At 69.3% G+C, this 26766-nt stretch carries 20 protein-coding genes and 2 pseudogenes; 10 read left to right on the forward strand and 12 right to left on the reverse strand.

Going from position 1 to position 26766, the window contains the following annotated elements; all coding sequences use genetic code 11:
• From ABZ845_RS17450 to ABZ845_RS17465, 4 genes are all read right to left on the reverse strand, one after another.
• Nucleotides 1-423, reverse strand: a complete 423-nt coding sequence (locus ABZ845_RS17450; RefSeq protein ID WP_360979836.1) for a transcriptional repressor — start codon at nt 421-423, stop codon at nt 1-3.
• A gap of 95 nt (nt 424-518) precedes the next feature.
• A complete protein-coding gene (locus ABZ845_RS17455; RefSeq protein ID WP_360979839.1) occupies nt 519-1433 on the reverse strand; it encodes a metal ABC transporter permease in 915 nt (304 codons plus the stop codon).
• On the reverse strand, nt 1433-2191 hold the full coding sequence (locus ABZ845_RS17460; RefSeq protein ID WP_360979842.1) for a metal ABC transporter ATP-binding protein: 759 nt from the start codon (nt 2189-2191) through the stop codon (nt 1433-1435). The genes ABZ845_RS17455 and ABZ845_RS17460 overlap by 1 nt, the downstream gene beginning before the upstream one ends.
• Nucleotides 2188-3162 carry a metal ABC transporter substrate-binding protein gene (locus ABZ845_RS17465; RefSeq protein ID WP_360979845.1) on the reverse strand — a complete coding sequence of 325 codons (975 nt, stop codon included), beginning with the start codon at nt 3160-3162 and terminating at the stop codon, nt 2188-2190. The genes ABZ845_RS17460 and ABZ845_RS17465 overlap by 4 nt, the downstream gene beginning before the upstream one ends.
• A 298-nt stretch (nt 3163-3460) precedes the next feature.
• Between ABZ845_RS17465 and ABZ845_RS17470 the strand changes: the two genes are divergently transcribed.
• The 3 genes from ABZ845_RS17470 to ABZ845_RS17480 all read left to right on the forward strand — a co-directional run bounded on the left by ABZ845_RS17470 (nt 3461) and on the right by ABZ845_RS17480 (nt 6642).
• A complete protein-coding gene (locus ABZ845_RS17470) occupies nt 3461-4843 on the forward strand; it encodes a glycine--tRNA ligase (RefSeq protein ID WP_360979848.1) in 1383 nt (460 codons plus the stop codon).
• 169 nt (nt 4844-5012) lie between these two features.
• Complete coding sequence (locus ABZ845_RS17475; protein WP_360979851.1) at nt 5013-6017, forward strand: aldo/keto reductase; 1005 nt, start codon at nt 5013-5015, stop codon at nt 6015-6017.
• Nucleotides 6018-6042: 25 nt separating this feature from the next.
• On the forward strand, nt 6043-6642 hold the full coding sequence (locus ABZ845_RS17480) for a TetR family transcriptional regulator (protein WP_360979854.1): 600 nt from the start codon (nt 6043-6045) through the stop codon (nt 6640-6642).
• 40 nt (nt 6643-6682) lie between these two features.
• Here ABZ845_RS17480 and ABZ845_RS17485 read toward each other — a convergent pair whose 3' ends face one another.
• On the reverse strand, nt 6683-7282 hold the full coding sequence (locus tag ABZ845_RS17485) for a TetR/AcrR family transcriptional regulator (protein WP_360979857.1): 600 nt from the start codon (nt 7280-7282) through the stop codon (nt 6683-6685).
• A gap of 204 nt (nt 7283-7486) precedes the next feature.
• On the opposite strand from ABZ845_RS17485, the gene ABZ845_RS17490 reads away from it, so the two are divergent.
• Nucleotides 7487-8506, forward strand: a complete 1020-nt coding sequence (locus ABZ845_RS17490) for an aldo/keto reductase (RefSeq protein WP_360979860.1) — start codon at nt 7487-7489, stop codon at nt 8504-8506.
• 48 nt (nt 8507-8554) lie between these two features.
• Here ABZ845_RS17490 and ABZ845_RS17495 read toward each other — a convergent pair whose 3' ends face one another.
• Both ABZ845_RS17495 and ABZ845_RS17500 read right to left on the reverse strand, forming a co-directional pair.
• Nucleotides 8555-8785: a hypothetical protein gene (locus ABZ845_RS17495; RefSeq protein WP_360979863.1), complete on the reverse strand. Its 231-nt coding sequence runs from the start codon at nt 8783-8785 to the stop codon at nt 8555-8557.
• Between the two features lie 170 nt (nt 8786-8955).
• Nucleotides 8956-10383 (reverse strand): MFS transporter, encoded by a 1428-nt coding sequence (locus ABZ845_RS17500; RefSeq protein ID WP_360979866.1) that lies wholly within the window; start codon nt 10381-10383, stop codon nt 8956-8958.
• A 101-nt stretch (nt 10384-10484) separates the two neighbouring features.
• On the opposite strand from ABZ845_RS17500, the gene ABZ845_RS17505 reads away from it, so the two are divergent.
• Nucleotides 10485-11429 carry a helix-turn-helix transcriptional regulator gene (locus ABZ845_RS17505; RefSeq protein ID WP_360979869.1) on the forward strand — a complete coding sequence of 315 codons (945 nt, stop codon included), beginning with the start codon at nt 10485-10487 and terminating at the stop codon, nt 11427-11429.
• 15 nt (nt 11430-11444) lie between these two features.
• Here the strand turns inward: ABZ845_RS17505 and ABZ845_RS17510 are convergent, their stop codons facing one another.
• On the reverse strand, nt 11445-12896 hold the full coding sequence (locus ABZ845_RS17510) for an MFS transporter (RefSeq protein ID WP_360979872.1): 1452 nt from the start codon (nt 12894-12896) through the stop codon (nt 11445-11447).
• A 98-nt stretch (nt 12897-12994) separates the two neighbouring features.
• On the opposite strand from ABZ845_RS17510, the gene dusB reads away from it, so the two are divergent.
• Nucleotides 12995-14143 carry a tRNA dihydrouridine synthase DusB gene (gene dusB / locus ABZ845_RS17515; protein WP_360979875.1) on the forward strand — a complete coding sequence of 383 codons (1149 nt, stop codon included), beginning with the start codon at nt 12995-12997 and terminating at the stop codon, nt 14141-14143.
• A 271-nt stretch (nt 14144-14414) separates the two neighbouring features.
• Here the strand turns inward: dusB and ABZ845_RS17520 are convergent, their stop codons facing one another.
• Nucleotides 14415-16073, reverse strand: a complete 1659-nt coding sequence (locus ABZ845_RS17520; protein WP_360979899.1) for a sulfatase-like hydrolase/transferase — start codon at nt 16071-16073, stop codon at nt 14415-14417.
• A 598-nt stretch (nt 16074-16671) separates the two neighbouring features.
• Nucleotides 16672-18612 carry a glycogen debranching N-terminal domain-containing protein gene (locus ABZ845_RS17525; protein WP_360979902.1) on the reverse strand — a complete coding sequence of 647 codons (1941 nt, stop codon included), beginning with the start codon at nt 18610-18612 and terminating at the stop codon, nt 16672-16674.
• Nucleotides 18613-19137: 525 nt separating this feature from the next.
• On the opposite strand from ABZ845_RS17525, the gene ppdK reads away from it, so the two are divergent.
• Together ppdK and ABZ845_RS17535 are read left to right on the forward strand one after the other, a co-directional pair.
• Entirely contained in the window at nt 19138-21888 is a 2751-nt protein-coding gene (gene ppdK, locus ABZ845_RS17530; protein ID WP_360979878.1) for a pyruvate, phosphate dikinase, read from the forward strand.
• Nucleotides 21889-22412: 524 nt separating this feature from the next.
• A pseudogene (locus ABZ845_RS17535) lies at nt 22413-22544 on the forward strand (exopolyphosphatase); the annotation flags it as partial.
• A gap of 142 nt (nt 22545-22686) precedes the next feature.
• Here the strand turns inward: ABZ845_RS17535 and ABZ845_RS17540 are convergent.
• The gene (locus ABZ845_RS17540; protein WP_360979881.1) at nt 22687-24159 is read right to left on the reverse strand and encodes a hypothetical protein; all 1473 of its coding nucleotides are present in this window, start codon (nt 24157-24159) and stop codon (nt 22687-22689) included.
• A gap of 541 nt (nt 24160-24700) precedes the next feature.
• Between ABZ845_RS17540 and ABZ845_RS17545 the strand changes: the two genes are divergently transcribed.
• A complete protein-coding gene (locus ABZ845_RS17545; RefSeq protein ID WP_360979884.1) occupies nt 24701-25336 on the forward strand; it encodes an HAD family hydrolase in 636 nt (211 codons plus the stop codon).
• A 93-nt stretch (nt 25337-25429) separates the two neighbouring features.
• Here the strand turns inward: ABZ845_RS17545 and ABZ845_RS17550 are convergent.
• Nucleotides 25430-25544: pseudogene (locus ABZ845_RS17550) on the reverse strand (transposase); the annotation flags it as partial.
• An 892-nt stretch (nt 25545-26436) separates the two neighbouring features.
• Here ABZ845_RS17550 and ABZ845_RS17555 point away from each other — a divergent pair.
• Entirely contained in the window at nt 26437-26676 is a 240-nt protein-coding gene (locus ABZ845_RS17555) for a hypothetical protein (RefSeq protein WP_360979887.1), read from the forward strand.
• Nucleotides 26677-26766 lie beyond the last annotated feature (90 nt).

Below are 26766 nucleotides of genomic sequence, written 5' to 3' on the forward strand. Positions count from 1 at the left end.
TCAGCCCCCGCCGGAGGCCGCCGCGCAGTCCGCGCAGGTGCCGAAGATTTCCACCGTGTGGGCGACGTTGACGTAGCCGTGCTCCGCCGCGATCGCCTCGGCCCACTTCTCCACCGCCGGGCCCTCGACCTCGACGGCCTTGCCGCAGATACGGCAGACCAGGTGGTGGTGGTGCTCGCCGGTCGAGCAGCGGCGGTAGACGGACTCGCCGTCGGAGGTGCGCAGGACGTCGACCTCGCCCGCGTCGGCGAGGGACTGCAGCGTGCGGTAGACCGTCGTCAGGCCCACCGAGTCGCCCTTGTGCTTGAGCATGTCGTGGAGCTCCTGCGCGCTGCGGAACTCCTCGACCTCGTCGAGCGCCGCCGCCACGGCGGCACGCTGGCGGGTGGAACGTCCCCGTACGGGCGGGCCGGCGGTCGTCACGGCTGCCTCCTTCGCGATGGCTCGCTCGCCTCGGCTGTCTCGCAGCTCACGTCTGCTTCCTGCCGGGCCATTGTGCCAGTCCAGGCGGCACACAGTCAGATTCCGACTTCGCCCGGCGCCTCCCGCGCGGCCGGAACCGCACGCGCCGGCGGGTCACCGCCGGGGTTTCCCACGGGGTCCGCGGCGGCGGCCGTACGGGCCCGTCGGCGGGACAGCGGAGCGGCCAGGGCCGTCAGCGCGAGGAACGCGGCGATCGTCAGCAGCACGATCGTGGCGCCGGGCGGCACGTCCTGGTAGTACGACGTGATCGTGCCGCCGAGGGCCACGGTCACCCCGATGACGACCGCGATCACGGATGTCGCCGCGAAGCCGCGGCCCAGCTGCTGCGCCGCGGCGACGGGCACGACCATCAGGGCGGAGACGAGGAGCAGGCCCACCACCCGCATCGCGACCGTCACCGTCACCGCGGCGGTGACCGCCGTCAGCAGGTTCAGCGCGCGCACCGGAAGCCCCGTCACCCGTGCGAACTCCTCGTCCTGGCCGACCGCGAACAGCTGGCGGCGCAGGCCCGTGGTGACCAGCACGACGAACGCGGCCAGCACGCAGATCGCCGTGATGTCCGCTTGCGAGACGGTGGAGAGCGAACCGAACAGGTAGGAGGTGAGGTTGGCGTTGGAGCCGCCCGGGGCGAGGTTGATGAACATCACGCCGCCCGCCATCCCTCCGTAGAACAGCATGGCCAGCGCGATGTCGCCGCGCGTCCTGCCGTACCAGCGGATCAGCTCCATCAGCACCGCGCCGAGCACGGAGACGGCCGTCGCCATCCACACCGGGGAGGCGGAGAGCAGGAAGCCGAGGCCGACGCCCGTCATGGCGACATGGCCGACGCCGTCGCCCATCAGGGCCTGGCGGCGCTGGACGAGGTGGATGCCGACGGCGGGAGCGGTGATGCCGACCAGCACGGCGGCGAGCAGGGCCCGCTGCATGAAGGCGTAGTCCAGGAAGTCCATCAGCTCGGCCGTTCTCCCGTCGGGGTGGGTACATGGAGTGCGTGATGCACGAGGCCGACGCCCTCCGTGGGCGGTCCGTCGTGCAGGACGCGGCCCTCGCGCAGGACGACCGCCCGGTCGATGAGCGGCTCAAGGGGGCCCAGCTCGTGCAGGACGAGCAGTGCGGTAGCGCCGGACGCCACCTGGTCCCGAAGCGTCCGCGCGAGCACCTTCTGGCTCACCAGGTCGACGCCCGCCATCGGCTCGTCCATGATCAGCAGCTCCGGTCGCGAGGCGAGCGCGCGGGCGATCAGGACGCGCTGGTGCTGGCCTCCGGAGAGCGCGTCCACGCGGTCCCCGGCCCGGTCCGCCATGCCGACGAGCTCCAGGGCGTGTCGTACGGCGTCGTGGTCGGCCTTGCGCAGAAGGCCGAAGCGGGTCCGGGACAGCCGCCCGGAGGAGACCACCTCGTTCACCGTGGCGGGCACGCCGCCCGCGGCCGTGGTGCGCTGGGGCACGTATCCGACGCGCCGCCATGTGCGGAACCGGTCGCGCGGGGCGCCGAACAGTTCGATCTGTCCGGCGGTCACCGGCACCTGCCCGATGGCGCAGCGCACGGCGGTGGACTTGCCCGAGCCGTTCGCGCCGAGCAGCGCCACGACCTCGCCGCGCCGCACATGGAGGTCGATGCCGCGCAGGACGGGCCGCGAGCCCAGGTCGGCGTGGACGCCGCGCAGGGAAAGGACGGCCTCGCGCGTGGTGCTCTGCGTGACGGTCACCTGGCCCCCAGCGCCTTCCTCAGCGTCGTCAGGTTGGACTCCATGACCTGGAAGTAGTCGCTGCCGCGGGACTTGGCGGTGATGCCCTCGATCGGGTCGAGCACATCGGTCCTCAGCTCGGTGTCCTTGGCGATGGTCTTCGCGGTGCTGTCGCTGACGAGCGTCTCGTAGAAGACGGTGGACACCCCGTCGGCGCGCGCCATCGACTCCAGGCCCCGCACCCGGGCGGCGCTGGGCTCGGAGTCCGGGTCCAGGCCGTTGATGGCCTCCTCGGTCAGTCCGTAGCGCTCGGCGAGGTAACCGAAGGCGGCGTGGGTGGTGATGAAGACCTTGCTCTTGGTGTTCCGCAGCCCGTTCGCGTACTGGGTGTTGAGCGCGTCGAGCTTCTTCACGAGCACGGAGGTGTTCTTGCGGTAGGCGTCCGCGTGGGCCGGGTCCGCCTTCTCGAAGGCCTTGCCGACGCCGTCCGCGACCTGGGCGTAGCGCACCGGGTCGAGCCAGATGTGGGGGTCCTTGCCCGCGCCCTCGCCGGGGTGGCTGTCGTGGGCCGCCGCGTGCCCGCCGACCTCGTTGCCGTGTTGCTCCAGGGTGGTCAGGAAGGCCGCGTCGATCTTCGTCTGCACCTCGGACTGGGCCACCGCGTCATCGACGGAGGGCTGCAGGCCCCGCAGGTACAGGATGGCGTCGGACTCCTGGAGCCGCGCGGTCTGCCGGGCGCTGATCTCCAGGTCGTGCGGCTCCTGGCCGGGCTGCGTGAGACTGGTGACATGAACGTATTTCCCGCCGATCTGCTCGGCGAGGAAGGCCAGTGGATAGAAGGAGGCCACGACGTCGAACCTGCCGCTGTCTTTGGCCGCGGCCCGGGAAGAACAGGCGGAGGTCGCCGCGAGGGTGACAGCGGTGACCCCGGTCAGGGCGACCATGGGTATGAGACGCCGGGGCGGGCGTCGACGTGATTTCATGACATTCATTTTCAACAAACATGGAAACCATTGTCAATAAACCTCCTGGGGGCTCGCGGAGGCGCACGGGGGCTCATGGCGGGTCCGGCGGGCGCTGGTCCCGGCGGGCCCGACGAGCCGGATGAGCCCGTCGGGCAGCAGCGGCCTCGGAAGGGGGACCCGCTTCAGGCCCGCTACCCCCATACCGATTTGATTGGAGGGGAGCCCCCGCCGGTAACCTGAAGCATTCGCTCTGAAGCAATGCTGAAGCAGTGCAGTGCCCTGAAGCAGCAGCTTCGTCGCCCGTCGTCGTAATGAAGAGAGCACCGTGGCCGCCGACAAGATCGACACCATCGTCAGCCTGAGCAAGCGCCGTGGCTTCGTATTCCCCTGCAGCGAGATCTACGGCGGTCAGCGGGCCGCCTGGGACTACGGACCGCTGGGTGTCGAGCTCAAGGAGAACATCAAGCGCCAGTGGTGGCGCTACATGGTCACGTCCCGCGAGGACGTCGTCGGTATCGACTCCTCGGTGATCCTGGCGACGGAGGTCTGGGTGGCCTCCGGTCACGTCGCCACCTTCACCGACCCGCTCACCGAGTGCACCTCCTGCCACAAGCGCTACCGCGCGGACCACCTGGAGGAGGCGTACGAGGCCAAGCACGGCCGTATGCCGGAGCACGGCCTCGCGGACATCAACTGCCCCAACTGCGGCAACAAGGGACAGTTCACCGAGCCCAAGCAGTTCTCGGGCCTGCTGTCCACGCACCTCGGCCCGACGCAGGACAGCGGCTCGATCGCCTACCTGCGCCCCGAGACCGCGCAGGGCATCTTCACCAACTTCAGCCTGGTCCAGCAGACCTCCCGCCGGAAGCCGCCCTTCGGCATCGCGCAGATGGGCAAGTCGTTCCGCAACGAGATCACGCCGGGCAACTTCATCTTCCGCACCCGTGAGTTCGAGCAGATGGAGATGGAGTTCTTCGTCAAGCCGGGCGAGGACGAGAAGTGGCAGGAGTACTGGATGCAGGAGCGCTGGAACTGGTACACCGGCCTCGGCCTGCGCGAGGAGAACATGCGCTGGTACGACCACCCGCAGGAGAAGCTCTCCCACTACTCCAAGCGCACGGCCGACATCGAGTACCGCTTCCAGTTCGGTGGCTCGGAGTGGGGTGAGCTGGAGGGCGTCGCCAACCGCACGGACTACGACCTGACCGCGCACTCCAAGGCCTCCGGCCAGGACCTCTTCTACTTCGACCAGGAGGCCGGCGAGCGCTGGACTCCGTACGTCATCGAGCCCGCGGCCGGTGTCGGCCGCACGATGCTGGCCTTCCTCCTCGACGCCTACGTCGAGGACGAGGCGCCCAACGCCAAGGGCAAGATGGAGAAGCGCACGGTGCTGCGCCTCGACCCGCGCCTCGCGCCGGTGAAGGTCGCGGTCCTGCCGCTGTCCCGCAACCCGGAGCTGTCCCCGAAGGCCAAGGGCCTCGCCCAGGCGCTGCGCGGCCACTGGAACATCGAGTTCGACGACGCGGGCGCCATCGGCCGCCGCTACCGCCGTCAGGACGAGATCGGCACGCCGTTCTGTGTGACGGTCGACTTCGACACGCTCGAGGACAACGCCGTGACGGTGCGTGAGCGCGACTCGATGAAGCAGGAGCGCGTGTCGCTGGACCAGATCGAGGGTTACCTGGCCGCACGGCTGATCGGCTGCTAGCCAGGACCTGAACCTCCCGTACGACGCCGGGTGGGCTGCTCGAGGCAGCCCACCCGGCGTTCGTCGTTTCCGGGCGGAGACACCGGATGTGTGACAGATGACAAATATTGAAATCTGTCATCTGTCATGCGATGGTGGAGTCACCTTCAGGGAAACCCAAGGAGTTCTCATGCGTACCCGCACCCTCGGAACCACCGGCCCCCGGACCGCAGCGCTCGGCCTCGGCTGCATGGGCATGTCCGCGCTCTACGGCGACGCGGACCGGACCGAATCCATCGCCACCGTGCACGCCGCCCTCGACGCGGGCGTGACCCTGCTCGACACCGGCGACTTCTACGCCATGGGCCACAACGAGATGCTGGTCGGCGAGGCACTGCGCACCGCCCCCGCGGCCCAGCGCGAACAGGCCGTCGTCAGCGTCAAGTTCGGCGCCCTGCGCGACCCGGACGGCGGCTGGTCCGGACACGACGGCCGGCCCGCCGCCGTGAAGAACTTCGCCGCGTATTCGCTCCAGCGCCTCGGCGTCGACCACATCGACGTCTACCGGATCGCGCGCCTCGACCCCGACGTGCCCATCGAGGAGACGGTGGGCGCCATCGCCGAACTGGTGGAGAAGGGATACGTCCGGCACATCGGCCTCAGCGAGGTCGGCGCGGACACCATCCGCCGGGCCGCCGCCACCGCCCCCATCGCGGACCTCCAGATCGAGTACTCGCTCATCTCGCGCGGCATCGAGGACCGCATCCTGCCCACCACCCGCGAACTGGGCATCGGGATCACCGCGTACGGCGTGCTCTCCCGGGGGCTGATCTCGGGCCACTTCACCCGCGACCGGCAGCTCGCCGCGAACGACTTCCGCGCCCACTCGCCCCGCTTCCAGGGCACGAACCTCGACCACAACCTCGGCCTGGTCGAGCAGCTCCGGAAGATCGCCGAGCAGAAGGGTGTCAGCGTCGCGCAGCTCGCCATCGCCTGGGTGCTCTCGCGCGGCGAGGACATCGTCCCGCTGATCGGCGCCCGCACCCGCGATCGCCTGTCGGAGGCGCTCGGCGCGCTGGACGTGACCCTGGACGAGGCCGACCTCGCGGCGATCGAGGCGGCCGTGCCCGCGGACGCGGCGGCCGGCGACCGCTACCCGGGGTCGCAGATGGCCCACCTCGACAGCGAGCACTGATCCCGCCGCCGGGTACCGTCGGACCATGGCACCGACCACCGAGACCCTGACCGCCGAGCGCATCCTCGAAGCGACCGAGGAGGTGCTGCGCCGCCACGGCCCCGCCAAGGCCACCGTGGTGGACGTGGCCCGCGCGCTCGGCGTCAGTCACGGCAGCGTGTACCGCCACTTCCGGACGAAGGCGGCGCTGCGGGAGGCGGTCACCAAGCGATGGCTGGACCGTACGTCCGACGCGCTCTCCGAGATCGTCGGTGAGGACCGGGACCCCGAGGCGCGGCTGAGGGACTGGCTGACGGTCCTGTTCGCGGCCAAGCGCCGCAAGGCGGGGGACGACCCCGAACTGTTCGCGACCTACATGGTGCTGACCGGGGAGGCCGGTACGGCGGTCGGCGAGCACGTCGACGATCTGACCGGACAGCTCGCCGAGATCATCCGCGCCGGCACGGAGTCCGGCGCCTTCACCGTCGCCGACCCGGCGACCACGGCCGCCGCCGTCTTCCACGCGACGGGCCGCTTCCACGACCCGTGCTACCACCGGGAGTGGGAACGGCCCGGCGTCGACGCCGAGTTCGAGGCGGTGCTCGACCTGCTGCTGCGCGGCCTGCGGGCCGCACCGGCCGGCTGACGCGGCCTTCGGTCACGCGGGCCGAGGGCACTCGTGCGGCTCAGCCGGACTGCGGTCGCCTCAGTCCCTGGAGGAGCAGTTCGATCAGTCGGCGGGGGTCGTAGCGGGGATCGCCGTCGCGTCCGATGCAGAGGTTGCCGATGCCGCGCATCAGCTCGTAGGCGTGTGTGCCGGGCTTGATCTCTCCGGCGTCGACCGCGGCGTCGAGCAGCTGTGAGCAGACGGGCACCAGGCGGTCCAGGAAGTAGGTGTGCAGCGCGTCGAAACCGCTGTCCGACTGCAGCGCGCCTGCGAGTCCGTGCTTGGTGACCAGGAAGTCGACGAAGAGGCCGACCCACCGGCGGAGTGCCACGAAGGGGGAGTCGGCGTCGGCCAGCAGGGTCGGGCCGGCCTCGGCGCAGGCTTCGACCTGGTGGCGGTAGACCGCGACGACAAGATCCGCCCGGGTCGGGAAGTGGCGGTAGATCGTTCCGAGGCCGACTCCTGCTTTGGCCGCGATCTCGCGCATCGGCGCGTCGACGCCGGAGGTGACGAACACCTCGGCCGCGGCGGCGAGGAGCGTCCGCTGATTGCGCAGGGCGTCGGCCCGCTTGCTCCGGCCCGGCGTTCCCGTTTTCCCGGAGTGGCCTTCAGCGGACACCGAGCTCTCCTTCGGACGATGCGTTGACTAAGCGGAACGCTGTTCCGTATCATATATGGAACAAGGTTCCGCTTCGAGGATAGCCGAGGCGGGCGCCCTTTCGTATCCGACCGCTCGGGCGGGGCGCATCCGGGCGAGCCCTCCCACGGTCATCGCGCCTCGATCCGCTCGATCCGCCGAATCCGTCATGGAGGAAGCCCATTCATGCAGTACCGCACCTTGGGCCGCACCGGTGTGCAGGTCAGCTCCCTCGCGCTCGGCGCGATGAACTTCGGCAGGATCGGGCACACCACCCAGGAGGAGGCCACCGCCCTCGTCGACGCCGCTCTCGAGGCCGGGATCAACCTCATCGACACCGCCGACGTGTACAGCGGGGGTGAGTCGGAGGAGATGGTCGGCAAGGCCATCGCCGGCCGCCGCGACGACATCGTGCTGGCCACGAAGGCCGGCCTGCCGATGGGCGAGGAGCGCAACCACCGGGGCGGCTCGCGCCGCTGGCTGGTCACCGAGCTGGACAACAGCCTGCGCCGCCTCGGTGTCGACCACGTCGATCTCTATCAGATCCACCGGTGGGACCCGGGCGCCAGTGACGAGGAAACCCTGTCCGCCCTCACCGACCTGCAACGCGCCGGGAAGATCCGCCACTTCGGCTCCTCGACCTTCCCGGCCTACCGAATCGTGCAGGCCCAGTGGGCCGCGCGCGAACACCGTCTGAGCCGTTACGTCACGGAACAGCCCAGCTACTCGATCCTGCAACGCGGAATCGAGACCCACGTTCTGCCCGTGACCGAGGAGTACGGCCTCGGTGTGCTGGTGTGGAGCCCGCTGGCCTCGGGCTGGCTGTCCGGCGCGGTCCGCGAGGGCCGGGAGATCGCCACCAGCCGCTCGGCGATCATGCCGGAGCGCTTCGACACCGGCATTCCCTCCAACCGGGCCAGGCTCGATGCGGTCGAGCGGCTGGCCGAGGTCGCCGACGAGGCCGGACTGACGCTGATCCAGCTCGCGCTCGGCTTCGTGACCGCGCACCCCGCCGTGACCAGTGCGCTCATCGGCCCCCGCACGCCGGACCACCTGCGTGCGCAACTCGCCGCCGCCGACACCGTTCTCTCCGCGGACGTGCTGGACGCGATCGACGCGATCGTCGCGCCCGGTGTCGACCTCGCCGCACACGAGAAGCACGACACCCCGCCCGCACTGCTCGACCCGTCACTGCGCCGCCGCTGAACGCACTGCCGGGGGCAGGATTGCGCGGTCGTCCCGGTGCGCGTGCCGTCAGGAACTGCCGGGCGGTTCCTGACCTGCTTGCTCAGGGTCCGCCGTCGCCTGATGTGCCTGCGCGAGGTGTTCCTCGGCCTTGAGCCACGGCAGGAACTGCGCGTTCTGGTTCCAGCCGCACGTGTCGCAGCCGATGGTGCGCCGCACCCCGGCCCCCTGGACCCGCACGGTGTGCTCACGCCCGTGTGGGTCCCGGCGGCTCACCCTGCTCGTGTCGATCTGCGGCATCACGCCTCCAGGGGTGTGCCTAGGGAGTACCTGTCCGCTTGCGCAGCAAGGAGTGTGCAGCACCATGTAGATCAACAGGGGGTCATCGGTGATGCGTTGACGTATCGCTTCGGTTGCCGTCGCACCGCTGTCCACCGGTATGGGGACAAAAGGAGTCGGCCGACTCCTTGTCAGCTGATCGTGCGGGGCAGCCGCAGGCTCAGCGCGATGGTGAGGGCGATACCGGCCAACTGCACCAGGAGCGTGATCACCAGCGCGTCCCGCATGCCCATCCCGGGAACCAGGGCCAGGAAGAGGGAGCCGAGCGTCGCCACGCCCAGCGCCAGTGCGGACTGCTGGGCGGTGACCATGACGCCGCCGCCGACGCCCGCACGGGCGGGCGGCACCTCGGACAGGATGATCCGCATCACGATCGGCAGCTGAAGTGACTGACCCGCGCCGGCCACCGCAGCCCCGGGCAGCAGCTCCAGCACGCCCAGATGCGGCCAGGAGTTCCACGCGGCGAGTGCCATCAGCGCGACACCGACCCCCTGGATCAGCCCACCGGCGCTCACCACCCGGGTGCCGAAGCGGGACACCAGACGCGGGCCGCACAGCGACACGAGGAAGAACGCCACCGCCATGGGCGTGAGCGCGAGCCCCGCCGACACCGGCCCGAGTCCGGCACCCTGCTGGAGCGCCACCGCGATGACGAACATGAACCCGCTGAAGCCCATCGAGAACGGCACGAGCATGACCAGCCCGCGGCGCAGCGGCACCAGGGCGAACAGGCTCGGCGGCACGAGCGGCGTACGGCCCCGCCGGTCCGCCCCCCGCTCCACCGCGTAGAACGCCCACGCCGCGAACGGGAACACGGCCAGCGTCAGCCACGTCCACAGCGGCCAGCCCGCCGCGCGGCCCTCGGTGAGCGGCGCGAGCAGGGTCACCAGGGAGACGGCGAGCAGTACGGTGCCGGGGCCGTCCACCGGCTCCGGGTGCTGGGAGCGGGTCTCGGGGACGGCGCGCGCGGCCAGGAAGAGGCCGACGACCACCGCGGGCACATTGACGAGGAACACCGAGCGCCAGCCGCTGCCCGCGATGTCCGCGGCCACCAGCACACCGCCGAGGATCTGCCCGGCCACCATGGACAGTCCGGCCGTCGCGCCGTACAGGCTCATCGCCTTGGCGCGGCGCCGGCCGCTGGTCGCCGCCTGGATCGTGGCGAGCACCTGGGGCAGCATCGCAGCCGCCGCCGCGCCCTGCGCGACGCGCGCCGCGACCAGCGTCCAGGCGTTCGGGGCGAGACCGCACGCGAGCGAGGTCACGCCGAAGGCGGCCATCCCGCCGAGGAAGAACTCGCGCCGCCCGAACAGGTCGCCGAGCCGGCCGCCGAGGACGAGCAGAACGGCGTACGAGAGCCCGTAGCCCGACACCACGAGTTCGAGCACGGACTCGCTCGCGTGCAGGTCCTTGCCGATGGTCGGCAGGGCGACGTTGACGATGAAGAAGTCGATGAGGGGGAGTGCCGCGCCCAGCAGCACCGTGAACAGTCCGAGCCCGCTCAGCCGGGGTGTCTCCACCGGGGAGCGGACCGTACGCGCAGTGAGAGTTTCGGTCACGCCATTGAGCTTCCGCCGACTCTCAGGGTGGTACCAGAGTGTCTTTATCCTGGTACAAGCACTACCTGGCAACAGGGTCAGGCAGGCGGCAGGCTGGGAATATGACGACCATGGTGCAGCAGACGACGGCCGTGCGGGATACCCCGCCCGTGTCCGACATCCGGCGCAATGAGCTGGCGGCTTTCCTGCGGCACCGCCGCGAGCACATCACCCCCGAGCAGGTCGGACTGCCCCGCGGCAGACGCCGGCGCACACCGGGGCTGCGGCGCGAAGAGGTCGCGCAGCTGTCGGCGGTCGGGGTCACCTGGTACACGTGGCTGGAGCAGGCCCGCGACATCCAGGTCTCCGGCCAGGTCCTCGACGCCCTCGCGCGCACCCTGCTGCTCGACGCAGGTGAGCGCGCCCATCTGTTCAACCTGGCGGGGGCCGTGGACCCAGCGCCCGGCGCGAGCTGCGCGCCGGTCACCGACGCCCAGCGCATCCTGCTGGAACAGCTGGAGCCGCTGCCCGCCTGCATCACCAACAGCCGGTACGACATCCTCGCCTACAACCGCACCTACGGGCTGTTGCTGTGCGACCTCGACGCCGTCCCGGCGGCGGACCTCAACTGCATGGTGCTTTGCTTCACCCACCCCGACTGGCGGGCGGCGAGCGTCGAACTGGAGACGGCGATGCGGCTGATGGCGGCCAAGTTCCGCGCCAATATGGCCGGTCACCTAGGCGAGCCCGCGTGGAAGATGCTGCTCAAGCGGCTGACGGCGGAGTCCGCCGAGTTCCGCGAGGTATGGGAGCGGCACGAGGTGGTCGGTGCCGTCAGCAAGCGCAAGAAGTTCCTCAACGCCCATGTGGGCCTGCTCAACTTGGACCACACGGATCTGTGGCTCACCCCGCACAACGGGCCGCGGATGGTGACGTACGCTCCGGCCGACGGCGAGTCGCGTGAGCGACTTGAGCGGCTCCACGAGATCGCGCTGAAGCGGGAGCGGGAGCAGCGGGAACGGGAGCAGGCTGAGCGGCGACACGGGCGGGGGCGCGTGGCGGCCTGATCCAAACGAAAGACCCTAGGCGCCCACACCCGTCGGGTTCTGCTGCCGTATCTCCTCCGTCTGCAGCCGGTCCGCCGTGCGCTCGGCCGTCGCGAGGGCCCAGCGGCCCGTCGTCAGGGCGCCCAGCAGCAGGACCAGGAGACCGCAGGCGGTGAGGATCCACCAGCCGGGCCGTGCGGCGGAGACGAAGACATCCCGGTACGGGCCCGTGTGCACGCCCGCGGCCAGGACCGAGCCGACCACCGCGACTCCCAGCGTGCCGCCGATCTGCCGGCTGGTGGAGGCGATGGCAGCCGCGACGCCCGCCTGCGCGCGGGGCATGCCCGAGACGGCCGTGTTGGTGATGGGCGCGTTCACGAAGCCGAAGCCCAGGCCGAAGAGGACATAGCCGATCACCAGGGTGACGTTCGAGGTCTCGGCGTGGAAGGCCGCGAACAGCAAACCGCTCGCCGTCATGGCGGTCCCCGCCGTCAGAAGCGGAAGGCGCGGGCCGCGGCTGCCGACCAGCCGGCCCGAGAGCGGCGCGCACACGAAGCACATGACCGCCATGGGCAGCATCCACAGGCCCGCGTGCAGCGCGTCCAGACCGCGTACGTTCTGCAGGTACAGCGTCGACAGGAACAGGAAGCCGCTGAGCGCCGCGAACGAGCTCACCGCGACCCCCGTCGCCCCGCTGAACGGTGCTGAGCGGAAGAAGCGCAGGTCGATGAGGGGTTCGCCGCGACGAGGCTCGTACCAGAGCAGGGCGAGCAGCGCGGCCAGCGCCAACGCGCCGAAGGCCAGGGTGTGGGCGGCGGACGAGTTCGGCGACTCGATGATCGCGTAGGTCAGGGAAGCCAGCAGGGCGATCACCAGGAGCTGGCCCACCGGGTCGGGGTGCCGGGCCTTGGCGGCGCGGGACTCAGGGACGTACACCATGGTGAGCAGCAGTGCGGCGATGCCCACCGGCAGGTTGATCCAGAAGATCGAGCGCCAGCCGACCGAGTCGACCAGCAGTCCGCCGATGACGGGGCCCGCCGCCATGGATATGCCGACCACACCGCCCCACATCCCGATCGCGCGGGCGCGCTCGCGCGCATCGGTGAAGGTGTTGGTGATGATCGACATCGCGACCGGGTTGAGCATGGATCCGCCCACGGCCTGCACCGTACGGAAGACGATCAGCGAGTCCAGATTCGGGGCGACGGAGCAGAGCGCCGAGCCGACCGTGAAGACGAAGAGCCCTGCCTGGAAGATCCTGCGGCGGCCCACACGGTCCGCCGTCGAGCCCGCGAACATCAGCAGCGAGGCCAGGACCAGGGTGTACGCGTCGATCGTCCACTGAAGGCCCGACACGCTCGCGTGCAGTTCCCTCTGCATGGTGGGGAGCGCGACATTCAGGACGGTGTTGTCGAGGCTCACGATCAGCACGCTCAGACAGCAGATCGCGAGGACGACGAGACGTCGGCGGTGGCTCAGCTCGTGCATGACATCCATCGTACGCCGATATCGATAGTGCGTCTAACTAATGACTAGTACACGATCATGAGGACCGGGTACCCCTCGGCGTGCGTGACAATGGGGGAATGCCCACGCCCACGATGACCCCGACCTTGCAGATCGGCCCGCACGCCGTCCAGCCCCCCGTCGTCCTCGCGCCCATGGCCGGGATCACGAACGCGCCGTTCCGGACCCTGTGCAGGGAGTTCAGCGGTGGCAAGGGGTTGTTCGTGAGCGAGATGATCACGACCCGGGCGCTGGTCGAGCGCAACGAGAAGACCATGCAGCTGATCACGTTCGATCCGAGCGAGCAGCCGCGCTCGATCCAGCTGTACGGCGTGGACCCGGCCACCGTCGGCAAGGCCGTCCGCATGATCGCGGAAGAGGGCCTGGCCGACCACATCGACCTGAACTTCGGCTGCCCGGTCCCGAAGGTGACCCGCAAGGGCGGCGGCTCCGCGCTGCCGTACAAGCGCAACCTGCTGCGCGCGATCCTGCGCGAGGCCGTCAGCGGCGCCGGGGACCTTCCGGTCACCATGAAGATGCGCAAGGGCATCGACGACGACCACATCACCTTCCTGGACGCCGGGCGCATCGCCGTCGAGGAGGGCGTGACGGCCATCGCGCTGCACGGCCGCACCGCCTCCCAGCACTACGGCGGCACCGCCGACTGGGACTCCATCGCCCGGCTGAAGGAGCATGTGCCGGAGATCCCGGTGCTCGGCAACGGCGACATCTGGTCCGCCGAGGACGCCCTGCGGATGGTGCGCGAGACGGGCTGCGACGGGGTGGTCGTGGGCCGAGGCTGCCTGGGCCGGCCATGGCTGTTCGCCGACCTGGTGGCGGCCTTCGAGGGGCGGACCGACGACATCGCCAGGCCGGTGCTGCGCGAGGTCGCGGACATCATGGTCCGGCACGCCACGCTGCTGGGCGAGTGGCTCGGCGACGAGCCGCGCGGGGTCATCGACTTCCGCAAGCACGTGGCCTGGTACCTGAAGGGATTCTCGGTCGGCTCCGAGATGCGCAAGCGGCTCGCGATCACCTCCTCGCTCCAGGAGCTGCGGTCCGGTCTGGACGAGCTCGACCTGGACCAGCCCTGGCCGACGGGCGCCGACGGTCCCCGCGGCCGTACGTCCGGCAACAACCGGGTGGTGCTGCCGGACGGCTGGCTGAAGGACCCGTACGACTGCGCGGGCATCAGCGAGGACGCTGAACTGGACACCTCCGGCGGCTGAGCGGAGCCGACCGGACTTCCTTGCCCGTACCCCGTCAGCGACGGCGCCGGGTCGACCGGCGAGCCGTCGTGGGAGACCGAAGAGGAGCGACGCGCCGCCTGTTGCGGTGCTAGGGCCTCTCGTTTGGGTCAGGCCGGGCTCGCGGGCCCTGGCACCGTGCCTCGCCGCGTTGTCGTCGGTTGCCATGGCTCCGCCATGACGCCCTCCTCCGCCTTGCGATGCACGGCACCAGACCCCGCTCCCTGATCCGGCCTGATCCAGACGAAAGACCCTAGTTCTTCGTCGGGTGCGGGGTCGAGCCGTAGGCCGTCAGGAAGCGGTCGCGGAACGAGCTCATCTTCCACACCGGCGCGTTGTGCGCGGGCCGCAGGCCGTCCGTCCAGCCCCAGTCGGCGATCTTGTCGAGCACCTTCGGGTCCTTGGCGACGATCGCGCACGGCACGTCACGGCTGGCGTGGTTGCCGCTCACCCGGGAGATCGGCTGGTGGTCGCCGAGGAAGACGAGGACCGTGTTGTCGTTGCCGTAGCGTTCGAGCCACTGGGTGAGGGCGGTCACCGAGTACTGGACGGTCTTGCCGTACTCCTCCTTCGAGCGAGTCGAGTCGGCGATGATGTCCGCCGGATTGTTCCCCGCCTTCTGGATGGCGTTGAAGATCGAGCCGTCGCCCAGCTGGTTCCAGGGGACCATCTTGGGGATGGGCGCCCAGGGCTGGTGGCTGGAGGTCAGGATGACGAACGACGTCAGCGGCTTGTCGTGCTTCTTGCTGTGCACTTGCTTCTGGAACTGCTCGAGCGCGTACTGGTCCGGCATGGTCGACCAGCTGAACTTCGGTCCCTTGTAGCCCAGCTCGAAGGCGTTGTAGACCTTGTCGAGGCCGTACCACTTCGCCTCCGGCCAGCCCTTCTGCACCCCGGGCATGACGCCGACCGTGTCCCAGGCGCCGGTCTTCTTGAACGCCTCGGTGAGGGTGAGGTGATCGCTCGCGGTGACGGTGCGGTACCGGTTCTGGTTGTTGACCCACAGACCGGACATGAACGTGGAGTGGCCGAGCCAGCTGCTGCCGCCGTACGTCGCCGAGGTCAGCCAGCCGCTCTTGGCGTGGAAACCCGCCTTCGCGAGCGCCTGGGTGCTGGTGTCGAGCGTCTTGTCGACGCCGGGCGCCATGATCGGGTCCTCGACGGCGCTGCGGCCGTAGCTCTCGATGAACGTGAAGATCATGTCCTTGCCGCGCAGATCCGGCACGAGCTGGGAGCCCGGGGTGCCGCCGAAGGCGTCGATCTTGGCGGTCTTGGAGAACTCCCGTTCGTCGCGCACGGTCTGGCGGATCGCGTCGGTGCGGGACTGGAGCATGGTGACCGTGCGCTCGGACGCGAGCGGCACTCCGCTGACCTGGAGACTGAGGGCCGTGCAGGTCATCCACGCCATGCTCAGGATCAGGACGGCACGTGTGGTGGTGGCACGGTGCCGTGCCATGAGGTTGCTGAGCCGGACGACGGAGAGCGCGGAAAGTGCGAGGACGACGACCACGATCGCGATGGCCGCGACCAGCACCCCGAGGGCGCCCGACCCGCCCAGCGTGTCCTGGAGGTAGGAGTACGCGTCGCTGAACAGGGGCCAGTCGAGGACGACGTTGAAACCGCGGCCCAGATACTGGTTGAAGCCGACGTCGAGCAGGTTGAGCAGGGACATCACGCCGAGCACGGTCCCGCCGACCCAGGCCACGGCCAGCCGCGGTCGGCGGGGCAGCGCTGTCAGTACGACGGCGCCGATCAGCGCCTCGACCGGGATCCGGATGAACTCGGCCAACCGCATGTCCTGCGGCTGGTTGGGCAGGACGAGCGAGGCGACGACGACGACACCGGCGAGAACGGTGACGGTGATGCCGAGAACGTGGGCGGCCACGGGGTAGTCGGTACGCCAGGTGCGCAGCCGGCCGCGTCGCCTGGGGGCGTCCGCTTCGGGGGCGGGCGCGGGGGCGGTCGCGGTGGCCGGGGCGTCCTCGTCGGCGGTGTCGGCCTGAGGGGTGGTGGCGGGAGGCTCCTCGGGGCCGTCTTCGGCTCCTGGGCTGTCCGTCCTCTCCGTCTCGGAGATGACGGGGGCATCCTCCGCCTCGGGGGTGACTGAGTCGGATCCGGAATCGGAGTCGGATCCGGAGTCTGAGTTGGAGTTGGAGCCGGAGTCGGGGCCGTCGTCTGCGGGCGCCGAGTCCGGCTTCTCGTCCTGTCCAGGACGCTGGTCCTGTTCCGAACGTTCGTCCTGTTCCGGACGGTTCTCCTCCCGCTGCGGACGTTCCTCCTCCGGGGGCCGGACCCTGTCCGTGGTCGCCTCAGCCGTGTCCTTCTCGTGCGGTGAGCGTGTGTTGAGGGGCAACCCGAGGGTCCTTCCGTGCGAAGCCCGTGGCGTAGGGGCGGGCCACGCCGGGGAGGCTGAGGGTCCGCCGTCATCCCGTACGGGTGAACGGCCGCGCCCGTTCACCTCGTATCACCAGAGCCCGGCAAACACCCGGCAAATCCCAGGTCAACCCGGCTCAGGCGCCGCCGACCGCGGTCAGCAGGGCGAGCGGGGCCGCCGCCGAGCGGGACTCGCGGACGCAGGCGTGCGGATACGGCACCGGCTCCGGATGGCTGTCGCGGCCGTATCCGGCGAGCACCTCCGGCAGCCGATGGCCCGTGGCCCGCGCCGCGTCGACCAGCGCGTGCGCGACCGTACGCGCCTCCTCGTGCAGCCCGTAGCGTGTGAGCCCCAGGGTGATCAGCGCGTTGTCGTGCGGCCAGACCGAGCCGCGGTGGTACGACATCGGGTGGTACGCCGCCTGGCCCGCGGCCAGTGTGCGTACGCCCCAGCCGGAGAAGAAGTCGGGCTCCAGCAGACGTCGGCCGACCCGTTCCCCGTACTCCTTCTCCAGCAGGCCCGACCACAGCAGATGGCCCGCGTCCGAGGCCAGCGCGTCCAGTCGGCGGCCCTCGCCGTCCAGCGCCAGGGCCGGGAAGGAATGGTCCTCCATCCAGAAGTCCCGCTGGAAGCGGGCGCGCAGGTCATCGGCCGTCTGTTCGAGCAGAGCCGCGTACACCTTGTCGGCCCATACCGTCCGCGCCAGTTGAGCGGTGCGGCGCAGCGCGTCGTACGCGTACCCCTGGGCGCCCGCCGCCATCACCGGTCCGGTGGGCCGGCTCCCGTCGGCGCCGCAGATCGCGCCGGGGGAGTCCTTCCAGTTCTGGTTGGCCAGGCCGCCCTGGTCGGCGCGGTAGACGAGATAGCCGCGCGAGGTGAGCCCGCCGTGGTCCAGCATCCAGCCGATGGCGGCACGCGCGTGGGGCTCCAGGCGCCGGGCCATGGCCACATCACCGGTCTGCTCGACATAGGCCCCGAGCAGCACCAGGAAGAGGGGCGTCGCGTCGACAGAACCGTAGTAGCGCCCGTACGGGACCTGGCCGAAGTGGGCCAGCTCCCCGTGCCGCACCTCGTGCACGATCTTCCCCGGCTGCGCCACCGAACGCGTGCCCGCCTCGGTCGCCTGGGTCGCGGCGAGCGCGGGCAGCGTGGCCGCGGCCAGCCGGGGGCGGTAGGGCAGTGCGAAGAGGGAGGTGAGGAGCGCGTCGCGGCCGAGGAGAGCGAGGTACCAGGGGGCACCGGCTGCCGGAACGAGCAGTTCCTCGCCGTCGGGACCCGTCGCCGGGATCTGGAGCACGGCGAGGTCGGACAGGCCGCGCGCACAGGCCGTGGCCAGCTCGGGCCAGGCGGTGGAATAGGCGACGCCTTCCAGGAACGCCTCCTCCAGGGCCAGCAGCCGTTCGGTTGCGGCGGAGGGGGAGGCGGGGACCGGTGGGGTGTGCGGGGCCGTGCCGTGCGGGCGGGCGGTGACGCGCAGCGCCAGTTCCGCCGACCCGTGCGGCTCCAGGTCCAGCGTCCAGACCAGGCGGCGGGCGCCCGTGCCCGTCTCCTCCACACCGTCGGGCGGGGGCTCGGCGGTCACGGTCGTGGCGGACCGCCACTCGCCGCGCCGGTAGCCGAACTCCACGCCGTCGTCCAGGACCTCACGGGAGCGCACGGCGCCGGTCTTGGCGTACGTACGGTGGTCGGAGCGAAGTTCGAACTGGTCTGTGAAGTCGGCGTCCGCCGTGACCGCGACCCGGACTGCCGTCGGCACCGGGCGGTTGCTGGTGATGCGCAAAGACTCCACGAACGCACCCTCGGTGACCGCCTGTTCGCGGAAGAGAGTGTGTGCGGGCGGCTCCGCACGGCCGCCGCGCGGTACGAGGACGCAGCGCGCCGTGCCCCCGTCGGTCACCGGCGTCAGCGTCTCGGGCACCGCGCCGTCGACCGTGAGCTGCCACCGGCTCAGATGCCTCGCGTCGCGTACGAACAAGCCCGCCGGAAAGCCGCCGCCCCGCACCCCGCTGATGTCTCCGCCGTCGCCCACGGCGGCGAACGTCCCGCCGTACACGAGCAGATGATGCCGATCAGTCATCCCTGCGCCCCCTCCTTTGCCGACTTTATCGACTTTGTCGGTGTTGTCGACCTCGTTGGCCTCGTCGGCCTTGTCTGTCTCGTCGCTCTTGTCGAACGTGTCGATGCCCGTGGGGGACACGCGAGGATCCGAAGCGGTCGGATCGGGGTCCGGATCATGAAAACCGGACGGCTCGCGAGGCGTGATTCTCGCCACCCTTGATAAGGGGTGCGCTCAGATGAGCGGATCTTGGGTGGCTGCACTTCTCAAAGGTTGGCACTGAGTGCCACCCTTTGATCGTTCATCGATCGAAAACAGACGTGCCTAAGGCCGCTCACATGAGCGCGATCCTGGCCTCCTGGGGGGTTATGCGTTCAAGAAGTGAAAACATCATCCCGCGATGTCTTGCTGTGCTTTGACTTTCAATCCAGTGGCGGACGAGTGGTTACATGCGCATGACGCACAAGTAGACGTACCCAGGCGCCTTCGATCTGGGTATGTTCCTCGACGTCAGGGCAGCCATCGCGTCCTCGAGGAGTCGAGACCGTGTCGGAAAACAAAGATCCCCACGTAGCTGAGAACGCTGAGAACGGCGTCGAGGGCGTGAAGTTCGTTTATGACTTCACCGAGGGGAACAAGGACCTCAAGGACCTCCTCGGCGGCAAGGGTGCCAACCTCGCCGAGATGACCAACCTGGGCCTTCCCGTCCCTCCCGGCTTCACCATCACCACCGAGGCGTGCAAGGTCTACCTCGACAGCGGTGAGGAGCCCGCTGCGCTGCGTGACGAGGTGAGTGCGCACCTCGACGCGCTGGAGAAGCGGATGGGCAAGAAGCTCGGCCAGGCCGACAACCCGCTTCTGGTCTCGGTCCGTTCCGGTGCGAAGTTCTCGATGCCGGGCATGATGGACACCGTCCTGAACATCGGTCTCTCCGACAAGTCCGTGCAGGGCCTGGCGAAGCAGGCCGGCGACGACCGCTTCGCGTGGGACTCGTACCGCCGCCTCATCCAGATGTTCGGCAAGACCGTCCTCGGTGTCGAGGGCGAGCTCTTCGAGGACGCGCTGGACGCGGCCAAGGCCGCCAAGAAGGTCACGGTCGACACCGAGCTCGAGGCCGCCGACCTCAAGAAGCTGGTCACCAAGTTCAAGAAGATCGTCAAGACCGAGGCGGGGCGCGACTTCCCGCAGGACCCGCGCGAGCAGATGGACCTCGCCATCAAGGCGGTCTTCGACTCCTGGAACGGCGACCGGGCCAAGCTCTACCGCCGCCAGGAGCGCATCCCGCACGACCTGGGCACCGCCGTGAACGTCTGCTCCATGGTCTTCGGCAACCTGGGCCCCGACTCCGGCACCGGTGTGGCGTTCACCCGTGACCCCGCGTCCGGCCACCAGGGCGTGTACGGCGACTACCTCCAGAACGCGCAGGGCGAGGACGTCGTCGCGGGCATCCGCAACACGGTCCCGCTCGCCGAGCTGGAGCAGATCGACAAGAAGTCGTACGACCAGCTGATGCAGATCATGGAGACGCTGGAGAACCACTACAAGGATCTCTGCGACATCGAGTTCACCATCGAGCGCGGCCAGCTCTGGATGCTCCAGACCCGTGTCGGCAAGCGCACGGCGGGCGCGGCCTTCCGTATCGCCACGCAGCTGGTGGACCAGGGCCTGATCGACGAGGCCGAGGCGCTCCAGCGGGTCACGGGCGCGCAGCTCGCTCAGCTGATGTTCCCGCGCTTCGACGACAAGGCGAAGGTCGAGCAGGTCGGCCGGGGCATCGCGGCGTCGCCGGGCGCGGCGGTCGGCAAGGCGGTCTTCGACTCGTACACCGCCGTGAAGTGGTCGCGCTCGGGCGAGAAGGTCATCCTGGTGCGCCGCGAGACCAACCCCGACGACCTGGACGGCATGATCGCGGCGGAGGGCATCCTGACCTCGCGCGGCGGCAAGACCTCCCACGCGGCCGTCGTCGCCCGGGGCATGGGCAAGACGTGTGTGTGCGGCGCGGAGGAGCTCGAGGTCGACACCAAGCGCCGGCGGATGACCGTGCCCGGCGGCCACGTCGTCGAGGAGGGCGACGTCATCTCGATCGACGGGTCGAGCGGCAAGGTGTACCTCGGTGAGGTCCCGGTGGTCCCCTCCCCGGTCGTGGAGTACTTCGAGGGCCGGATGCACGCGGGCGCCGACGACGCCGACGAGCTGGTCGAGGCGGTGCACCGGATCATGGCGTTCGCCGACCGCAAGCGGCGCCTGCGCGTGCGCGCCAACGCGGACAACGCCGAGGACGCGCTGCGGGCACGGCGCTTCGGAGCGCAGGGCATCGGCCTGTGCCGTACGGAGCACATGTTCCTCGGTGACCGGCGCGAGCTGGTCGAGCGGCTGATCCTGGCCGACACGGAGGCCGAGCGCGAGGAGTCCCTGAAGGAACTGCTCCCGCTGCAGAAGAAGGACTTCGTCGAGCTGTTCGAGGCGATGGACGGGCTTCCGGTGACGGTCCGCCTCCTGGACCCGCCGCTGCACGAGTTCCTGCCCGACATCACCGAGCTGTCGGTGCGCGTCGCGCTCGCGGAGTCGCGCCAGGAGCCGCACGAGAACGAGCTGCGCCTGCTCCAGGCCGTGCACCGTCTGCACGAGCAGAACCCGATGCTGGGCCTGCGCGGCGTGCGCCTCGGCCTGGTCATCCCGGGCCTGTTCACGATGCAGGTACGGGCCATCGCCGAGGCCGCCGCCGAGCGCAAGTCGGCCAAGGGCGACCCGCGCGCCGAGATCATGATCCCGCTCGTGGGCACGGTGCAGGAGCTGGAGATCGTGCGCGAGGAGGCCGACCGGGTCATCGCCGAGGTCGAGGCCGCCACCGGCACGCACCTGAAGCTGGCGATCGGCACGATGATCGAGCTGCCGCGCGCTGCGCTGACCGCGAGCCAGATCGCGGAGGCCGCCGAGTTCTTCTCCTTCGGCACGAACGACCTGACCCAGACGGTGTGGGGCTTCAGCCGGGACGACGTGGAGGCCTCGTTCTTCACGGCCTACCTGGAGAAGGGCATCTTCGGCGTCAGCCCGTTCGAGACGATCGACAAGGACGGCGTCGGCTCCCTGGTGAAGGCCGCCGCCCAGGCCGGCCGCGCCACCCGCCCCGACCTCAAGCTCGGCGTCTGCGGCGAGCACGGCGGTGACCCCGAGTCGGTGCACTTCTTCCATGAGGTGGGCCTGGATTACGTCTCCTGCTCGCCGTTCCGGATCCCGGTGGCCCGTCTGGAGGCGGGCCGGGCGGCATCGCAGTCGCAGGGCAGCGACCACCGGTAAGGCAGACCAGAAAGAGAGGCCCCGTGCAGGGGCCTCCCGGGACCGCGGCCGGTCATCCTGACCCTCATCGACTCGGCCGCGCTCCCGGCACACCGGAGGAGGCGGCACCCTGTGCGGGGGTGCCGCCTCTCCATGCATATTCTGCGGAAACTGTCAAGCTAAGTCGCTGACCAGGCAAAATGGCGTTTGCTGGCGTTGGTTGCCGTTGAGCCCGCGCGAAGCCGTTGTGCCCTCGTCGTGCCCTGCGAGTGGGCCGGGTCCCGTCACGGCCGGGGCAGCCCGCCGAGGGCGCATACCGGGCGACTCTGGCGCTGCGTAACCCGCTTTGCAGGTTTGTCCGGGCTGGTCAGGGCATGATCCGGGGTCGTTCAGAGGCGTCCAGTCCCGTGCGGACGACACGCCTGACGGAGCCGAGCGAACGACCCTGAACGACCACGTGCGGCTACGAACGAGACGGAAACTGAGACGGAGCTAGGGCGGCTGACCTGGACGACGCCCTCCCCGGCGAGAAGCGGTCAAGGGAGCTGGACGTGATCGGTGCGGGCGCCCTCGTTCTGCTCGCCATCATGGAACGGACCGGAGCCGCTGAGGTCGTGGTCAGCGAACACGACATCCTCGACGGCATCGGATGGTCGGCGGCAGTCGAGTCGCGTTGAGGGCGGGTTCTTCGTGGTGCGAGGAGGGTGCTGCTGGGTGCGGCGGCCCGCACCCGGCAGCGGGCCACCGATGTGCCCCGGGCCTCACCGGTGTGGGCGGCGCCCGGGGCCTTGTTCTGGGTGGGCTGATGGGTGGTGCCGGTCAGTTGGTGCAGTAGTTGACCGGGGAGATGCCGCTGCCGGTGCAGTTGCTGGGTGTGTTGTTGGCGATGGTGGAGTGCTGGAAGACGCGGAACTGGGTGTCGGTCCATACGCCGCCGGCGTCGCTGGCGCTGTTGCCGGTGACCTTGGTGTTCAGGAACTGGAGGTTGCCCGCGGTGTCGCTGCCGGTGTTGTAGATCCCGCCGCCCAGTGAGGAGGTGCCGGTGGCGTGGTTGTCGGTGATCTTGGAGTCGTTGAGGGTGAGGGTCTCGTCGTTCCAGATTCCGGCGCCCTGACCTGAGGTGTCCGTCACGGTGTTGTTGCTGACCGTGGTGCGGCTCATGTCCGTGTTGTCGACGGTGTAGAGGCCGCCGCCATTGCTGGTGGCCTGGTTCCCGGTGATCTGGGTGTCCCGGATGTTCAGCACAAAGCTGTTGTAGATCCCGCCGCCGAGTGCGCCGGAGCCGGTGGCCTGGTTCCCGGTGATCACACCGCCCTGCAGATCCAGCGCTTCGGTAGTGTTGATGCCGCCGCCATTACCGCTGGCGGTGTTGTTCTTGACCCAAAGGTCGTACGCCTTCAGTGCCGAGCCGTTGTAGATGGCGCCAGCATCACCGCTGGAGGTGTTGTTCTCGAACCGGGTGCTGCGCAGGATCACGTTGTCGACGTTGTACAGGCCGCCGCCGCTGGAACTGGCGGTGTTGTTGGTCACGGCGCTGTCGTCCAGCTCGATGGTGCCGAATTCGTCGAAGAGTGCGCCGCCGCTGCCGGCGGTGTTGCTGTCGAGGGTGCTGCGCTCGATGTACGCGGTGCCGCCCTGGGTGTACAGCGCCCCGCCATTGGAACTGACGGTGTTGTTGTTCAGCTGGGATCTGTCGGTGACGACGACCTTGCCGACGCTGTAGATACCTCCCCCGTCCGACGCCGTGTTGCCGGTGACGGTGGTGTGGGCGAGGGCCGTGTAGCCAAAGTTGCCGATGCCCCCTCCGTCGCCGGCGTTGGTGTTGTCGGAGACGGCGGAGTCGGTCAGGGACAGGGTCGCGCCGGGCTGTACGTACACGCCGGCCCCGTACAGACTGCTCGAGGTGAACTGACCGCCGGTGATGGTGAGGTCGTAGGCGCTGAAGTTTCCGGTGGGGCCGTCCACTTCGAGGATCCGGAAGTCGCCGCCTCCGGTGCGCTCGATGGTGGCGCCGTTGCCCTTGACGGTGATGCGCTGGGTGATCGCCGGAAGGCCGTTGTCGGTGCTGTTGTAGGCGCTGGTCAGGGTGTAGTGGCAATTGCGGGCCAGGGACAGGGTGCCGCCGCCGGCGGTGTTGGCGTTCTCGATCGCGGTGATCAGCGCGGTCGTGTCGCAGGGCACGTTTGTGGCGTGGCCGTCGTGGCCGCCGCGGCCGACGGCGGCGGCGGGCGTGGCCGCTGCGGCGAGGAGCAGGGCGGCAATGACGCTCAGCGGAGTTCTGCGCGGATTCAAGGGGTCTGCCTCCGGTGCGGGGGCGGCGCACCCTGGGTGCGGCCCGTGATGATGAGACTGACTGGCTTCCGGCAGGCATCGAAACCCGCATTCCACCACACCACCCGTCCGCCACACCGCATGCCCCGGACGCGCCACCCGGACAGACCCGCCTGTCCGACGGTGTGCCCTGGGGCGGCAGAGTGGGTGCCCGGTCTCCTCCCCGGCGAACGCTCTGGCCGCGCTCGGCGTGCGGCGGATCCTCCACAGCTCACCTACTGGCGGACGCTCTAAGTCGTTCGTCATGCTCCACGGTGACAGGGGGATCGGCGGTAGGGAACCCGGCCTCCAGGATTGTCGGCGCTGTTCAGGACGTGATCCGGACGCGCTCGTGAAGGATCGCTCCAACACGCTTTCCAACTGTCCGCGTGGCCGTACGGGGCCGTCCATGAACGTTCGCGCGGCAGGTCAGAGGGGGCGTGCGTACGACAGCGGACAGTGGCGTCCGTCAGCGAACTGGACAACGATCAGGAGAACGGGTGGGGCGGGTAGCGTCCGTCGTGTGCTGGCACTATTCGACCTCGACAACACCCTGATTGACCGACAGGGCGGCTTGGACGCATGGGCGGGTGCCTTCGCTCGCTCCCGTGGACTGCCGGATCAGGCCGCGGCGCTCGTGACTGCCAGGCTGCGAGACCGGGCGTACCCCGAAGACTTCGATTACCTGCGAGACGTCCTACGGCTCGCGGACAGCGCTGAGGACCTGTGGCGTGAGTACGTCGACGGAGTGGCTCGGTCTGTGCGCTGCTTTCCCGGGGTCCTGGAAGGTCTCCAAGAGCTCCGCCGCGAGGGATGGACACTGGGAATTGCGACAAATGGGGCGGTCGATATCCAGCGCGCCAAGCTTGACGTGACCGGGCTCACCGGGCTCTTCGACGGAGTCACCATCTCGGAAGGTGTCGGAGCACGGAAGCCAGAGCGCGCCCTCTTTGATGCCGCAGCCGCGGCCTGTGGCGTCCCGCTGAGCGCCGGAGGGTGGCTGGTGGGGGACAACCCCGCGACGGACATAGCGGGGGCACAGGCGGCTGGACTGCGGACCGCCTGGGTGGCTGGCAGCCGTGAATGGGCCGATGGCCCTCGCGAGCCCGACCTCATCGTGTCGAGTGCCGCGGAGGCCATCGCGATGTTGCGGAGCTAGGGGCCTGACGTGGGAGGAGTCGACCACACGGCGGCACCGGTCCAGCCGGGAGGCGGCGTTGAGCCCGGCCGGCAGGACCGCATGCAAACATTGCCAGACGCCGGCTTCGTTCCAATCCCGCATCCCTGTGCCAGCACGTCATGCCGGAGCCGCCGCCGACCTCTTGAGGCAGCTGCCACCGGATCCCGGTGTGCAACACGTACAGAATCATCAAGAGGAGCGCCAGGGGCAGAGGTTGCAGAACAAGCTCAGTTGGACTGGATGTACAGATTTACGACCGATACCACCCCGTCAGGGATTGACGGGATGTCCGCTAGGTTCAAGACCCCACCGGGGTAGAAGGACCACGAGCTTCGGACGCCCTCCGTCGTGTAGAAATCGACGCGGCCGGTATTGCTGCCGGCGGTCATCTTAGTCGTCCAGAATCCCGAGGTGGAGAGGTTGTCGTTCCCAGTATTGGTGTAGCAGATTGTTCCGTGGTATCGCGTGTACTGATGGAAGTAGTTGCTTGACGTGCAGCCGGTTGAGCTGGTGTACGGCTGCATTGGCTGCGCGGTCGCTGCACCCGTACCAACCAAGACCAGAGCGGCCGCAGCCGCAAGGGCGTAACGGATTCTCATGATTCCCTCCAGGGTTCACCTTCGAAGGCGGATTAAGAATTCGAGTTAGAGGACGTGCTCGAAAGGTCGGGTTGCGGCCCGGTGCAAGGCATCGTCGCGTCGGGCCGCAGGCCCCTTCTCCGGGTCGCGGGTGGAAGCCCGCATGGTGCGGGCGCTCAGCCGACCAGGCCGGGCAACCAGACGCGTGGATCGAGGATCATCGAATGCTCCTTCCGTGGTTCGGGTCCGTCGGCGCAGGGCCGGGACAGGGGGAAGCGGACGACATCCATCTTTGGGGCGCGGTCCCCGGGACTGGCTCCGCAGCGCGGCCTAATGGGCGAAACTTGCCTTCATGGCGCGCGCATCGGCGGATTCCGTACTGAGCCTCACCGACCGGCGATTGGTGGCCGTGCTGCAGTGCGACGGCCGCCTCACCGCGGAGCACGCGGCCCTGGCGGGCTAGGCCGTGCCGCAACCAAGACACTCGCCTAGCTTCAGTGCATGGACTTCAACATCACCGCGGAAGAGGAGGCCTTGGTCTTCCATGTGGCCTGCCTCCTCCAGTCTGGCCTCTCCCCCACGGATGATGACCTGGCGGAGGAGCTGGGCGATGAGGTCCGCCCTCTCCTCCAGTCCCTCCTAGATAAGGGCTGGCTCGTCATCGACAAGGAGCGAGAGCTGACGTTGTCGGTGATCGCGCGGGCTGCGGTGTCCAGCCGGAAGGATGTGGAGGGACCTTAGACGTCGTCTCATTTGGCGTGTTCGATAGTCTGGCGTCGTGGGGATCGTTGAGCGTCTCGTGCCAGATGAGTTGTGGGAACTGTTCAAGCG

The organism is Streptomyces sp. NPDC047022 (assembly GCF_040644155.1).
Taxonomy (GTDB): Bacteria; Actinomycetota; Actinomycetes; order Streptomycetales; family Streptomycetaceae; genus Streptomyces.

What these genes read in the sequence shown, in the direction of transcription:
- ABZ845_RS17480 (WP_360979854.1), top strand. Translation starts at nt 6,043, where the DNA reads ATGGCACCGACCACCGAGACCCTGACCGCCGAGCGCATCCTCGAAGCG.
- ABZ845_RS17505 (WP_360979869.1), top strand. Translation starts at nt 10,485, where the DNA reads ATGACGACCATGGTGCAGCAGACGACGGCCGTGCGGGATACCCCGCCC.
- ABZ845_RS17475 (WP_360979851.1), top strand. Translation starts at nt 5,013, where the DNA reads ATGCGTACCCGCACCCTCGGAACCACCGGCCCCCGGACCGCAGCGCTC.
- ABZ845_RS17495 (WP_360979863.1), bottom strand. Translation starts at nt 8,785, where the DNA reads ATGCCGCAGATCGACACGAGCAGGGTGAGCCGCCGGGACCCACACGGG.
- ABZ845_RS17555 (WP_360979887.1), top strand. Translation starts at nt 26,437, where the DNA reads ATGGACTTCAACATCACCGCGGAAGAGGAGGCCTTGGTCTTCCATGTG.
- ABZ845_RS17510 (WP_360979872.1), bottom strand. Translation starts at nt 12,896, where the DNA reads ATGCACGAGCTGAGCCACCGCCGACGTCTCGTCGTCCTCGCGATCTGC.
- ABZ845_RS17465 (WP_360979845.1), bottom strand. Translation starts at nt 3,162, where the DNA reads ATGAATGTCATGAAATCACGTCGACGCCCGCCCCGGCGTCTCATACCC.
- ABZ845_RS17455 (WP_360979839.1), bottom strand. Translation starts at nt 1,433, where the DNA reads ATGGACTTCCTGGACTACGCCTTCATGCAGCGGGCCCTGCTCGCCGCC.
- dusB (WP_360979875.1), top strand. Translation starts at nt 12,995, where the DNA reads ATGCCCACGCCCACGATGACCCCGACCTTGCAGATCGGCCCGCACGCC.
- ABZ845_RS17525 (WP_360979902.1), bottom strand. Translation starts at nt 18,612, where the DNA reads ATGACTGATCGGCATCATCTGCTCGTGTACGGCGGGACGTTCGCCGCC.
- ABZ845_RS17490 (WP_360979860.1), top strand. Translation starts at nt 7,487, where the DNA reads ATGCAGTACCGCACCTTGGGCCGCACCGGTGTGCAGGTCAGCTCCCTC.